Origin of the sequence: Streptomyces sp. NBC_01351 (genome assembly GCF_036237315.1) — a bacterium.
Lineage (GTDB): Bacteria > Actinomycetota > Actinomycetes > Streptomycetales > Streptomycetaceae > Streptomyces.
This window is the reverse complement of the sequence record NZ_CP108356.1, coordinates 2,639,959-2,653,337: the sequence shown is the minus strand read 5'-3', so window position 1 is coordinate 2,653,337 and position 13,379 is coordinate 2,639,959. Positions and strand designations below refer to the sequence as shown.

The 13,379-nt window shown below is 73.0% G+C and carries 10 protein-coding genes; 5 read left to right on the top strand and 5 right to left on the bottom strand.

Annotated elements, in window-relative coordinates; genetic code table 11:
• Window positions 1–2: 2 nt before the first annotated feature.
• Window positions 3–1,517: a hypothetical protein gene (locus OG625_RS11750; protein WP_329379065.1), complete on the top strand. Its 1,515-nt coding sequence runs from the start codon at window positions 3–5 to the stop codon at window positions 1,515–1,517.
• A gap of 94 nt (window positions 1,518–1,611) precedes the next feature.
• A complete protein-coding gene (locus tag OG625_RS11745) occupies window positions 1,612–2,871 on the top strand; it encodes a Gfo/Idh/MocA family protein (RefSeq protein ID WP_329379063.1) in 1,260 nt (419 codons plus the stop codon).
• Here OG625_RS11745 and OG625_RS11740 read toward each other — a convergent pair.
• From OG625_RS11740 to OG625_RS11730, 3 genes are read right to left on the bottom strand one after another with little or no spacing between them, the layout of a single operon-like run.
• Window positions 2,868–4,082, bottom strand: a complete 1,215-nt coding sequence (locus OG625_RS11740) for a hypothetical protein (RefSeq protein WP_329379061.1) — start codon at window positions 4,080–4,082, stop codon at window positions 2,868–2,870. The two genes, OG625_RS11745 and OG625_RS11740, sit on opposite strands and share 4 nt — an antisense overlap.
• A complete protein-coding gene (locus OG625_RS11735; protein WP_329379059.1) occupies window positions 4,079–5,833 on the bottom strand; it encodes a lipopolysaccharide biosynthesis protein in 1,755 nt (584 codons plus the stop codon). The genes OG625_RS11740 and OG625_RS11735 overlap by 4 nt, the downstream gene beginning before the upstream one ends.
• Complete coding sequence (locus OG625_RS11730) at window positions 5,830–7,035, bottom strand: glycosyltransferase (protein ID WP_329390592.1); 1,206 nt, start codon at window positions 7,033–7,035, stop codon at window positions 5,830–5,832. Before OG625_RS11730 ends, OG625_RS11735 begins: the two co-directional genes overlap by 4 nt.
• A gap of 171 nt (window positions 7,036–7,206) precedes the next feature.
• Here OG625_RS11730 and OG625_RS11725 point away from each other — a divergent pair, with 171 nt between their 5' ends.
• A complete protein-coding gene (locus OG625_RS11725; protein ID WP_329379057.1) occupies window positions 7,207–7,707 on the top strand; it encodes an adenylyltransferase/cytidyltransferase family protein in 501 nt (166 codons plus the stop codon).
• Here the strand turns inward: OG625_RS11725 and OG625_RS11720 are convergent.
• On the bottom strand, window positions 7,688–8,425 hold the full coding sequence (locus OG625_RS11720) for a CDP-alcohol phosphatidyltransferase family protein (protein WP_329379055.1): 738 nt from the start codon (window positions 8,423–8,425) through the stop codon (window positions 7,688–7,690). The genes OG625_RS11725 and OG625_RS11720 overlap by 20 nt on opposite strands.
• Before the next feature lie 331 nt (window positions 8,426–8,756).
• On the bottom strand, window positions 8,757–11,045 hold the full coding sequence (gene glgX, locus OG625_RS11715) for a glycogen debranching protein GlgX (protein WP_329379053.1): 2,289 nt from the start codon (window positions 11,043–11,045) through the stop codon (window positions 8,757–8,759).
• Window positions 11,046–11,226: 181 nt separating this feature from the next.
• On the opposite strand from glgX, the gene OG625_RS11710 reads away from it, so the two are divergent.
• Both OG625_RS11710 and OG625_RS11705 read left to right on the top strand, forming a co-directional pair.
• Window positions 11,227–12,447 carry a L,D-transpeptidase gene (locus OG625_RS11710; protein WP_329390591.1) on the top strand — a complete coding sequence of 407 codons (1,221 nt, stop codon included), beginning with the start codon at window positions 11,227–11,229 and terminating at the stop codon, window positions 12,445–12,447.
• Between the two features lie 119 nt (window positions 12,448–12,566).
• Window positions 12,567–13,376, top strand: coding sequence for an MSCRAMM family protein (locus tag OG625_RS11705; protein ID WP_329379051.1), 810 nt, complete (start codon window positions 12,567–12,569; stop codon window positions 13,374–13,376).
• The last annotated feature ends 3 nt before the right edge of the window (window positions 13,377–13,379 follow it).

The window sequence follows — 13,379 nt, the reverse complement described above, 5'->3', positions numbered from 1 at the left end:
CAGTGGCAACGGACGTACGCAAGCCCCCGATCGCACCGACACCGCCCGCCGCCGTCGAGGACGAGCGGCAGTGGGGCAAGGTCACCACCCCGCGCACCCTGCTCTCGCGCGCGCTGTCCGTCCCGCTCGCCCTCGGGTTCACCGTCTTCCTGCCGCTCTTCGTCGCCGTCCAGACCGGCGCCGGCAAGCACGACGCGGCCTTCTGGCTCCAGCTGCTGCTCACCATGTACGCGGGCGCCCGGCTCTCCGCGATGGTGCTCACCAGCCGCCGCAAGCTGCTGCAGGGCTCCTTCTGGCTCTTCGTCTACATGGCCATGGGCGTGGCCCCGCTCGCCCAGGCCGTCCTGGGACAGGTCCCGACCCCGGTCGTGGGCCCCCGCTCCGACCTGACCGCCGCCATCGGGCTGGTCCTCCTCGGCTGCACCGCGTTCGACGTCGGCGCCCTGCTGGCCCGCCACCGGCCGGCCGGCCGAGCGGGCGGCTCCCAGAAGGTGTCGCGCCCGATCATGGCGCACCGGCGGCGCCTGAAACTGCTCACCGTGATCTCCTTCCTGTGCAGCGCCGTCTTCGTCATGAAGCTCGGCGGCCCGGCCGTCTTCTTCTCCAGCCGGCAGGAGATCATCGCGGGCATCCAGGAGGCCGGCATCTCCGACGGAGACGGCCAGGCCGGGCAGGCGCTGCTGCGCGGCTTCGGCACCGTGCCGGCGCTGCTCTCGCTGCTGCTGTACACGCGCTGGCTGATCACCTCGAAGTTCGCCCGCCGCAAGGTGTCGGTCATCGTCACCTGGGCGGCGCTCGCCGCCCTCAACCTGGTGGTCAACAACCCGATCTCGAACCCGCGCTACTGGTTCCTCACGGTCATGTTCGCGCTGCTGTTCACCATCTTCCCGGTGAGCGCCGCGATGTACCGGGTGGCGCTGTCGATGGCGGTGATCGTCGCCCTGCTCGTCTTCCCGTTCGCGGACCGCTTCCGCTACGACGAGAAGAACTACAGGCCCGTCGAGACCACTTCCTTCCTGGAGCCGATGGCGCTCAAGGACTACGACCAGATCGGCATGTTCGCGAACACCATCACCTACTCGAACTCCGGGCCCGGCCATTCCTACGGCCGCCAGCTCGCGGGATCGATCTTCTTCGCGGTGCCGCGCTCGGTGTGGCCCGGCAAGGCGAAGGACACGGGCGTGATGGTCGGCCAGTGGATGGGCACGGTCAACACCAACCTCTCCTCCCCGATCTGGGCGGAACTCTGGCTCGACTTCGGCCCGATCGGCATGGGGGCCGGCCTGCTCGGCATCGGTTACGCCTCCGCCCGCGTGGACCGCCGCTACGCGAAACGCGCCACCCGGCGCTCCCCGCCCGGGAGCCTGATCTCGGTGGTGGTGCCCCTGGTCGCGGGGTACTCCTTCATCCTGCTGCGCGGGCCGCTGCTCCAGGCGTCCGGGCGGGTCGCCATCGCGGGCCTGTGCCTCGCGCTCGTGGCCACGTACCGCCAGGACCGGGCCACCACGCTGCGCTGACCGAACCCCTTGCCGGGGTGATCCGCGGGTCGCTACCTTCTCCGCCGAAAGCGCTTGCCGAGCGCGTCGGCCACCGGTTCGGGAAGCAGGTCGGATGTCCTCCGTCGTCACCCTCGCAGTCGTCGGCGCCGGAGACCGGGGCACCGGTCACGCCCGCTGGGCGCTGGCCCGTCCGGACCGGGCCCGGGTCGTCGCGGTCGCCGAGCCGCGCGCGGTCCGGCGGGACCGGTTCGCGGCCGACCACGCACTGGACGCCGGGGCGGCGGTGGCGGACTGGCGGGAGCTGGCGGCCCGCGGCCGGATCGCGGACGCGGTGCTCATCTGCACGCTGGACCGGGACCACCTGGAACCGGCCCTGGCCTTCGCCGCGCTCGGCTACCACATCATGCTGGAGAAGCCGATGGCCCTCACCGAGGAGGAGTGCCGTCGCATCGCGGCGGCGGTGGAGGAGGCCGGGGTGACCCTCGCGGTGGGCCACGTCCTGCGCTACACGCCCTACACGCGGGCGCTGAAGCAGGTCGTCGACTCGGGCCGGCTCGGGGAGGTCGTCAGCGTCCAGCACCTGGAACCCGTCGGCTTCTGGCATCAGGCCCACTCCTTCGTCCGGGGCAACTGGCGGCGCGAGGACGAGGCCACCACCATGCTGATGGCCAAGTCCTGCCACGACCTGGACTGGCTGCAGTACGTGCTCGGGCAGCCGCCGGTACGCGTCTCCAGCTTCGGGCGCCTGTCCCACTTCCGGCCCGAGAACAGGCCGTCCGGCGCCGCCGACCGCTGTCTGGACTGCGCGGTGGAGACGACCTGCGCGTACTCCGCCAAGCGCGAGTACGGGGATCGGCTCGCGCGCGGCGAGCACGGCTGGCCGCTCGGCGTGGTCGTCGACGAGTTCGCCCCGGGGGCCCTGGAGACCGCCCTGCGGGAGGGCCCGTACGGGCGGTGCGTGTACGCCTGCGACAACGACGTGGTCGACCACCAGGTGGTGGCCATGGAGTTCGCCTCCGGAGCCACCGCCACCTTCACGATGACCGCCTTCACCGAACAGGCGGACCGCCAGACCCGCGTATTCGGCACCCGAGGCGAACTGCGCGGCGACGGCAGGCAGCTGAGGGTCTACGACTTCCTCACGCGCACCGAGGAGCTGATCGACCTCGCCACCGGCGGGTCGATGGACGCCGCCGGCGGCCACGGCGGCGGCGACGCCGGGCTGATGGCCTCCTTCGTCGCGGCCGTGGCCACCGGCGACCGGACCCTGGTGAAGTCCGGCCCGCGGGAGTCCCTGATCAGCCACCTGACCGTCCTGGCCGCCGAACGGGCCCGACTCGCGGGCACCGTGGAGACCATCCGGCCGGACTAGGCCGCCGGAGCGAGTGCCGGCGCGGGCGTCCGGAGGCGGGCCACCCGCAGCCAGCCGGCGGTCGCCTTCGCCGCCGAGCCGCCCGCCAGGCCCCACGCGGCGCCCGCCACGCCCCACATCGCGTAGCCGCCCAGCAGCAGGCCCACCGCCAGCAGGGAGTAGACCACCTGCAAGGACAGCGTGGCCTTCGGGGCGAGCACGCGCAGGGTCAGCAGCGCGCAGGTGCCCAGGCCCATGATCGCGTACTGGGCCCCGGTGGCGGGCAGCAGCGCGGACGCCGCCGACCAGGTGTCGCCGAGCAGCGAGCGGCCCACCCCGTCGGGAAGCGCGTAGAGCACGGCCCCCCAGCCCGCGCCGAGCGCGGCCAGCACCATGCCGAGCAGGGCCGTCGCCCGCACCGTCGCCCGCTTGCCGCGCAGCCGGCCGAGGACCGGCGGGGCGAAGGCGTTCGCGGAGTTGAACAGCACGTTCAGCGGCCCGAAGAGGGTGGTCGCGCCCCGGAGGGCGCCGACGGCGAGGGGGGTCGCGAAGACGCCCAGGCCCAGGACGGCGAGCTGGCTTGAGCCGTTGCCCACCGCGAACTCGACCACGAACCGCTGCCCCAGGTGGCCCCGCCGCAGGTACGGACGCAGGTCCGCGCGGACGCCCCGTACGTACGGCCGCAGCAGGAACAGGCCGAGGGCCAGCGCCGGCAGCGCCGAGACCCCCCACACCAGCACCAGCCGCCCCGCCGAGGCCCCCTCGGGCTGGGCGACCAGCGCCGCGACCACGCACCCCAGCCGCAGCGCGTCCGCGGCCAGCGCCCGCTCGGGCGTGCGCAGTGCGGAGAAGCAGTACCGCAGCCCGTCCTGCAGGAGCACCAGGGGCAGTACGAGGCCCAGCGCGAGGAAGGCCTGCCCGGTGGACCCGGGCAGCGCGAGGCCGACGACCGCGAGCACCGCGCCGGCTGCGGCCGAGGCGGCCCCGGTGAACGCGGCGGCCGACCGGCAGACCGCGCCCAGCCGTTCGCCCTTCTCCAGGACCAGGCTCTGGCCCACGTAGGCCATGTTCAGTCCGAGGAGCACGCTGAAGGTCACGTAGACCATCGAGAACTCGGCGAATCCGGCAGCCGAGGACAGCCGGGCGGCCAGGACCAGCACCAGGATGTTCGTGGCGCTGGAGGCCGCCTGGTCCAGGACCGACGCGACCGCCCCGAGGCCGCGCCGGCTCACCGCCGGCCCGGACGGACGGTGCGCAGGGCGACCGTGTCCGTACCGTCGCCCGGGATGTGCTGCTCGTCGACCTCGTACGCGAGCGGCTGGGGCTGCGGCTGGGCCCGCGTCGCGGAGGCCGCGGCCGGCTCGGCCGCTGCGGCCCCGTCGCGGTCCTTGCCCCGGCCGCGCTTCTCACCGGGCAGCGGCGCGTGCAGCACCGCGCCCAGCACGGTGCCGCCGGCGCCGCTGATGAGCTCGCGGATCCGGGACAGGTCGGAGCGGTGCACCGCGCGCGGGTCGCAGACGACCAGGACGCCGTCGACGCGGTCCACGAGGGCCAGGGCGTCGGCGTAGGAGAGCACGGGCGGCGCGAGCACGACGACGGTGGCGTTGGGGGAGTCGGCCTCGGAGACGAGCCGGGTGGCGCGCGCGGAGGTCAGCGCGCGGGCGACGTTGCGGACCCGCTGGCCCGGGATCAGGTCGAAGGCGCCGGACTCCCCGGCGTCCACGACGAGCTGGCGCCCGTCGGGCCACTCGGCGTCCCCGTGCTGAGGGCCGCTCTTCCCGGCGGCCGCGCCGCCCTGTGCCTGGCTCCAGCGCGGCCGGCCGCTCGAGTCGGTGGGGAGCTGGCTGGCCAGCACCGGGGTGCGCAGGTCGGCCTCGATGAGCAGCACGTCCTTGCCGGTCTCCGCGAAGGAGGCGGCGAGGTTCACGGCGACCGCGGCGGCGATCTCGCTGCTGCCGCGCGGGGCGACGACGAGGAGGCGGCGCCGGTCGGCGAAGCGGGAGTCGTAGGCGAGCCGGAAGGCCACCGAGCGGTACTCCTCGGCGAGCCGCGGATCGGCCTCGCCGGCCGCGAGCATCGGCCCGCCGCCCGTCTTGTCCCGCGGCAGGTAGCCGAGTACGGGAGCCCGCAGGGCCCGGGCCACGTCGCCCTCGGAGCGCGGCGCCGGGTCGAAGACGAGCCGGACCCAGGCGGCCAGCAGACCGAGCGCGAGGCCCACGGCGGCGCCGAGGGCGAGCGACATCACGATGCCGGGGCCGTCGGCCCCGGCGGGCGCGGTCGCCGAGCTGGTGACCCGGCCCGGGGTCATGTCGAGGGCCTGGAGCTTGGAGATGTTGCCGCTGAGCGTGTTGACCTTGCTCTGCAGGTCGGTCTTGGAGGAGTACGCCGCGTCGCGCGCGGGACCCGCCGGCATCGCGTTGATCTGCTTCGCGAGGTCGTCGAGCTGCTTGGAGATCGGGTCGCGCTGCTCCTGGTAGCCCTTGACCATCCTGTCGCGGGTCGCGTCGAGGGACTCCTGCCGCTTGAGCAGGTACGCCTCGGTCATCGCGTTGGCCCGCTTGGCGGCCTCCTTCGGGGAGGACGCGGTGTAGGTGAAGCGGAGCACCATCGTCTGCGGCGGGTTGGTCACCTGCAGTCCGCTGCGCAGGGCGGCGAAACCGGAGGGGGAGACGCCGAGCTTCTTCGCCGCCTCGTTGGCTATGGAGGAGCTGAGCGCGACCTGGCGCTCCGAGCCGATGTTGATCGCCTTGTCGGGGGCCAGGCTCGGGTTGAACGGGTCGTCGGTGGGCGCCCGCAGCACCACGTCGGCGGTCGCGACGTAGGTGTCGGCCGTGGAGACACCGAGGTAGACGCCGCCCAGCAGCCCGATCCCGATGCCGGCGCCGATGAGCCGGCGGTAGCGCAGGAGCTGTCGGAACTGATCCCGGAGGAGGTCGGGTTCGTCCTCGGCCGGGGCCGCTGCAGGGCGGTTCGTCTCGATCACGGCCGGGGACCCCCAAGTGCTTCGTCCATCAGTGCGTCGATGCGGGCCAGGCCCGCTTCACGGCTCAGGTGGGCCGCCACGTGGCGGGGTCCGGCCGCTCCCAGAGCATCGGCGCCGTCGGGGTCCTCGGCCAGGATCCGTACGGCCTTCAACAGGGCCTCGGGGTCCTCCGGCGGCACGAGCACCCCCGCGCCCGAGCGTTCCACTTCCTGGGCCGTTCCGCCCTCGGCCGCCACGGAGGCGACCACGGGCCTGCCGGCCTGGAAGTAGGAGGTGAGTTTCGACGGCACGCTCATGTCCAGTACGGCGGCGTGCTGCGTGACCGCGAGCACGTCCGCCGCCGCGAGGATATCGGGGAACTCTCCGTCGGCGGCAGGGGGGATGATGTCGAGGTTCGGGACGTCCGCCGCGAGCTCGGCGAGCGCCGAGCGCTGGCTGCCGTCGCCCATGAGGACGAAACGGACGTCCGGATCCAGGCGGGCGGCGCCCACGAGGACTTCGAGGCCCTGCTTGAGCCCCATGTTCCCGGAGTGCAGGACGACGGTCTGGCCGGGGGCCCAGCCCAGGTGGTGGCGGGTCTCGTCGCGCGGCTTGGTGGGCTGCGCCACGTGGGACCAGTTGGGGACCAGACGGATCTTCGCCGGGTCCACGCCCATGCCGACGACCCGGTCCACGAAGGTCTCGTGGATGACGCCGACCAGCGTGGCCCGCTTGAGCGCGTACGCCTCGGCGCGGCCCGCGATCGCGGCGGCCTTGTCGCCGCCGCTGATCCCGCTCTGCGCGGCGGCGGCGCCCATCAGGTCCTGGACGACCGGGACGTACGGGACCTTCCACCGCGCCGCGAGCCGGGCGGCGAGCACTCCGCCGGCCAGGCTGGGCATCTGGGCGAGGATCGCGTCCGGCTTCGGCATCCGGGGCGGGGCCACGGCGCCGTGCAGCAGAATCGATCCTTCGAACAGGGCCCGCTTCACGGCGGTTTGGCGTGCCGGCACGGTGTGCGCACGCCGGTGCACAGTGACCCCCGCGCGCCGTTCCGTGCGCCGGAGCGCCCCCTTGTACTCCGGCTCGACCGACCACGCCGGGTAGTGCGGCATGCCCGCGAGCACGTGCGTCTCGTGGCCGAGATCCGCCCAGTGCTCCGCGATCTGGGTGGCGTACGGCCCAATCCCCGCGTGCTCGGGAGCGTAATTCGTGGAAACCAGCAGCAGGCGCCGGTTACCGGATCTCGACACTGAACGTTCCTTCCACCCCTGGATGATGCGCAGGCCACCCTATTCGTTCACCGGCATGGTGCGGAACGTGCACGCTATTGTCTGCTAATCCGCCGCACCGGGGGGTGCGGCTTTGGGGGGTAACGAATGACGGAGCGGGACATGTCGGACTTGGGTGGGCCCGCGCGGCGAAACAACGCAAGGCCCTACCGGGTCGGTTACGCGCCGGGTGCCTACGATCTATTCCATATAGGACATCTCAATATCCTTCGGCACGCCCGGAGCCAGTGCGACTACCTGGTGGCCGGAGTGGTCTCCGACGAGATGGCCGAACTCGCCAAGGGACGACGGCCGATGATCCCGCTCGTCGAGCGGCTGGAGATCGTCCGCAGCGTGAAGTACGTGGACGCCGCCTTCGTCGAGACCGTCCCGGACAAGGTGGAGACCTGGAAGCAGGTCCGCTTCGACGTCATCTTCAAGGGCGACGACTGGCGCGGCACCCCCAAGGGCCACAGGCTGGAGCAGGACTTCGCCGCCCACGGAGTCGACGTCGTCTACTTCCCGTACACGGTGCACACCTCCAGCACCCAGCTCCGCCGGGCCCTGGACGCGCTTGCCGAGGCCCCCGCGCCCCCCGGCCAGCTCACCGCCGAACGGCGCTGAGCTCCCGGAACCACTTCGTGAGGAACGCCGCCAGGAACAGCGCGGCGACCGCGCCGAAGGCCGCGTACGCGTAGGCGAACAGACTCCCGCCGCCGAGCAGCAGGAACACCAGGCAGAACACCCCGTAGTCCACGGGCAGCAACGCCACCGCCCGCAGGGTGGAGGGAGCCTCCGCGGGGCTGCCCGGAGCCGGCTTGGGCTTGAGCTTCTCGGTCAGCAGCCCGCCGAAGTACGTGACCACCGCGGCGAGCTGGAAGCCCAGCGGCACCAGCAGCCAGCCGTCCGAACCCGTCCCGCCCCCTCCGATCCCGTACGCCTCGGGGAAGCGGTAGAAAGCGATCAGCACACAGGTGTGCAGGGCGGTGAGCTTGGCGCAGTCCACCACGTGGTCGAGCCACTCGCCCGCGGCGCTGCCGCCCCCGCGCAGCCGCGCCAGCTGGCCGTCGGCGGAGTCGAAGGCGAACCCGAGGGCGAGCGCGGCCCAGACGGCGAGCCCCAGGCCCCACGAGGGCGCGGCCACCGCGACCAGGGCCACGGCGGCGAAGCTGAGGGCGGCGCTGATCAGCGTCACCTGGTTCGGGGTGAGCCCCAGCGCGTACGAACCGGCCGCCAGGTACCGCCCGACGGGCCGGTTGACGAACCGGGAGTAGAGCGACACCCCCTTCGCCGACTTCTGCGCCCCACGCAGCTCCCGCAGCGCGGTTCCGACTCTGCCCATCCGGCAACCCCCTAGGTGACGATGTCGAACACATCATCGCAGGGGCCTCCGGCTGCGCCGCTTCCCCCTGGGCCGGGTACTTGCCGGTGACGCGGTCGGAGACGCGGTCGCAGACGCGGAGGGCCGGAGGGCTCTGCGCTTCCGTGGTGACGGACCCGCGCCGCCCAGCACGACGGCGCGGTCAACATCCGCTTCAGCGAGGTCGTCGGCCTCGTCCGCCGCCCCGAGTCGCTCCTCACGCCCGCGTCCTCCTGCGCGTGCTGCGCTCCGCCCGCTGAGGCGCTGAGGCGCTGAAGCGCTGAGCCGCGGCGCCGGCGCGGACCGCGGGCCGTCAGGTCGCCACCCGCAGCAGCAGCACCGCGCGGGCCGGGACCGTCACCGTCTCCCCGCCCCGGTGACGGGTGGCCGGGGGAGCGGCCTGGTCCTCCCGGGAGGTGTCCAGGACGACCTCGTAGGAGTCCGCCCACGGCGCCCCCGGCAGCACCCAGGCCAGCGGCCGGTCCCCGGTGTGCAGCAGGACGAGGAAGCTGTCGTCCGTGACCTGCCGGCCCCGCTCGTCACGCCCCGGGATGTCCCGCCCGGACAGGTACATGCCCAGCGCGGCGGCCGGCGCGTACCAGTCCCGCTCCGTCATCTCCACCCCCGCCGGGGTGAACCATGCCAGGTCCCGCAGTCCGTCCGCGCCCTGCGGCCGCCCCGAGAAGAACGCCCGCCGCCGCAGCACCGGATGGGCGTGACGCAGCGCCACCAGCCGCGAGGTGAGGGCGAAGAGCGACTGCCAGGCCGGGTCCTCCAGCAGCGACCAGTCCACCCAGCCCGTCTCGTTGTCCTGGCAGTACGCGTTGTTGTTGCCGCCCTGCGTGCGCCCGAACTCGTCCCCCGCGACCAGCATCGGCACCCCCGTCGACAGCAGCAGGGTGGTCAGCAGGTTGCGCAGCTGGCGGCGGCGCAGCACCCCGATCCGGGGGTCGACGCCCTCGGGAGGCTCCCCCTCCACCCCGCAGTTCCAGGAGCGGTTGTCGTTGGTCCCGTCCCGGCCCGCCTCTCCGTTCGCCTCGTTGTGCTTGCGCTCGTACGACACCAGGTCGCGCAGGGTGAAACCGTCGTGCGCGGTCACGAAGTTGACCGAGGCGTACGGCCGCCGCCCGCCCCAGGCGTACAGGTCGCTCGACCCCGACAGCCGGTATCCGAGGTCCCGCACGTCGGGCAGCGCGCCCCGCCAGAAGTCCCGGACGGCGTCCCGGTAGCGGTCGTTCCACTCCGTCCACAGCGGCGGGAACGCCCCCACCTGGTACCCGCCCGAGCCCACGTCCCACGGCTCGGCGATCAGCTTGACCCGCCGCAGCACCGGATCCTGGGCGATCACCGCCAGGAACGGCGACAACATGTCCACGTCGTGCATCGAGCGGGCCAGCGCCGCCGCCAGGTCGAAGCGGAAGCCGTCCACCCCCATCTCGGTGACCCAGTAGCGCAGCGAGTCCGTGATCAGCCGCAGCACGTGCGGCCGCCCCGCGTGCAGGGTGTTCCCGCAGCCCGTGTAGTCGGAGTACCGCCGTTGGTCGGACTGGAGCCGGTAGTAGCCCCGGTTGTCGATCCCGCGCAGCGACAGCGTCGGACCCAGCTCGCCCGCCTCCGCCGTGTGGTTGTAGACCACGTCGAGGATCACCTCGATCCCGGCCGCGTGCAGGGCCCGCACCATCCGCTTGAACTCCCCGACCTGCTGGCCGGCCGTCCCGCTCGACGAATAGCCGGCGTGCGGGGCGAAGTAGCCGACCGAGTTGTAGCCCCAGTAGTTGCGCAGGCCCCGCCGCAGCAGGTGGTCCTCGTGCGCGAACTGGTGCACCGGCAGCAGCTCGACGGCGGTGACCCCCAGCTTCAGCAGGTGCTCGACCGCGGCCGGATGGGCGAGCCCCGCGTACGTGCCGCGCAGCTCCTCGGGAACACCCGGATGGCGCATCGTGAAACCGCGCACGTGCAGCTCGTAGATCACCGAATCGGCCCAGGGGGTCTTCGGCCGGACGTCGTCCGCCCAGTCGTCGTCATCGTGGACCACGACCCCCTTCGGCACGAACGGCGCCGAGTCCCGGTCGTCGCGCACGGTGTCCGCGATGTACTGCTGCGGCCAGTCGCGGACGTGCCCGTACACCTCCGGCGGCAGCGTGAAGTCACCGTCCACGGCCCGCGCGTACGGATCCAGGAGCAGCTTCGCCGGGTTGTACCGGGCGCCCGTCCACGGGTCCCAGCGGCCGTGCACCCGGAACCCGTACCGCTGTCCGGGGCGCACGCCGGGCACGAACCCGTGCCAGATCTCGTGCGTCAGCTCGGTCAGCGCGCTCCGGGTCTCGGCCCCCTCGGCGTCGAAGAGGCACACCTCCACCGCCTCCGCGCCCTGGGCCCAGAGCGCGAAATTGGTTCCCGCCGTCCCGTCCGGCCCGTGGTGGAACCGGGCCCCCAGGGGATGCGAGGACCCGGGCCACACCGGTGGCCCCGGGCGCGCGGACGCCCGTAACACCTGGCCCCTGACCTGGCCGTTCGGCCGTGCGGAGTCCACGGCGGCGTCCGCGGCGTCCACCGCGCCCGCCACGGACTCGACCACCTCTTGCTCGGCTGCGCTCGACACTGCCCGCCTCCACGGCTCCTCGGTACCGGCGGGGGTAGGGGAATGCGGCCCCGGCGTCCCGGCCTGGGCCCGCCCCCGTCTGGTCCTTCACACTGTTCTGCCCGGACTGATGTGCCCGGAACGTCGACCGCGCTCACGTTTCCCCCGGAGGGGCCCGGTCGTTGGAGGGATCGTGACACTTCTGACGAGGCGGGCAGGGGCGGGCTTGGCCGCCGTGGCGGCATGGGCGGGTCTGCTCGGCGGCCTGACCGGATGCACCGAGGACGGCCGCTCCCCGGTCGAGATCGCACTGCCCGGCAAACCCCGCTCGCCGGACGAGGCCATCCGGATCACTCCCGAGGACAACGCCAAGGGGGTCCCGGCCGACGGGCGGCTCATGGTCACCGTGCCCGAGGGCCGGCTGGAGCGGGTCGTGGTCACCAAGGTGGAGGACGCGCAGGAGGAGAAGGTCCCCGGCGCCATCGCCGAGGACGGGCTCAGCTGGAGCCCCGATCCGGCGTACGGACGGCTCGCGCTCGCGGCCAAGTACACCGTGGACGCCGTCGCCCTCGACGGGCACGACCGCCGCCAGGCCCGGCACACCACCTTCACCACCTACGTCCCCGAGGAACGGTTCATCGGCTACTTCAAGCCGGAGAACCGCTCCACCGTGGGCACCGGCATGATCGTCTCCTTCAGCTTCAGCCGGGCGATCGAGCGCAAGGTGGAGGTGGAACGGGCCATCACCATTACCTCCGAACCGCCGGTGGAGGTCGTGGGCCACTGGTTCGGGAAGGACCGCCTCGACTTCCGGCCCAAGGACTACTGGAAGCCCGGTACCCGGGTCACCGTGAAGCTGGACCTGCGGGACATCGAGGGCGCGCCCGGCTCGTACGGCATCCAGGACAAGACGATCACCTTCACGGTGGGCCGCTCCCAGATCTCCACCGTGGACGCGGCCGCGCACACCATGGAGGTGCGCCGCGGCGGGCAGCTGCTGTCGACCGTGCCGATCAGCGCCGGAGCGCCCAAGACCACCACCTACAACGGGAAGATGGTGGTGATGGAGATGTTCGACGTCACCCGCATGAACGGCCAGACCGTCGGCTTCGGCGGCGAGTACGACATCCCCGACGTCCCGCACGCCATGCGGCTCACCTCCTCCGGGACCTTCCTGCACGGGAACTACTGGCTCAGCCCCGACACCTTCGGCTCCAGCAACATGAGCCACGGCTGCGTGGGCCTGCGGGACGACCGGGGCGGCGGCTCGGACACCCCGGCGGGCTGGTTCTTCGACCGGACCCTGGTCGGGGACGTGGTGGAGGTCGTGAACTCGCAGGACAAGACGGTGGCCCCGGACAACGGCCTGGGCGGCTGGAACATGTCCTGGGCCCACTGGGTGGCCGGTTCCGCCCTGGCGTGAGCCGCACGGGTGATTCGTGTGATCGGAATGCCGTAGCGCACGAGTGTCCTCCCGCACTCCCGTACGAGGTTCCCCGCAGCCTGGGCAGGCGGATAGGCCCGGGCTACGGACGGAGTGTCATGGCACGCAGGACGCCAAGGACAGGGGCGAAGGCAAGGGCGAGGACGAGGGCGTGGTCCCTCGGCCTCGCCGCCGTCGCGGTGATCGCCGCGGCCCCGTCGGCCGACACGGCCAGGGTGGTGCTGCGGCAGACGGACATGGACACCGGCGCGCCCCTGCGCGGCGCCCGGTTCGAGCTCTGGCGGGAGGCCAACGGCCGGCCCGGGCTCCAGACCAGCGGCGCGGCCGCCGACCTGCTGCGCGGCAGCGGCTGCGTGACCGACGCCAAGGGCCTGTGCACGGCCGGGCCACCGGTGGGGGAGACGTACTACTGGCGGCAGACCGCAGCCGCCACGGGCTACGCGCTGCCGGCGGACCCGGTCACCCCCTTCGACCTGGAGCAGGACGACGTGCCCGACGGCATCGTCCTCAACGTCCCTCAGCGCAGGAAGGGCGCGGTGCACCGCGGCTCGATCCGGATCCTGAACAAGGACGCCAAGACCGGCCGGCCGCTGCGCGGCGTGGTGTTCGAGGTCTGGAAGGAGACCAACGGGACCAAGGGGCTCCAGGACCACGGCCTGGCCGCCGACCAGCAGACCGGCGGCCCCGGCCGCGCGTCCGACGGTGACGGCGCCTGCGACTTCGGCGGGCTCTCCGACGGCTCGTACTACCGGGTCGAACGGGACGGCCCCGAGGGGTACGTCCTGCCGGACCGGCCCGTGTCCGGGCCGATGCGGCTGGACGCCGGCACCCCGGGCCGCCGGCTCGTCGTCACGCACCGGCACGCCCGCGACTACTACGGCAAACTGCCCGGCCGGCGGGCCCACTGAGCC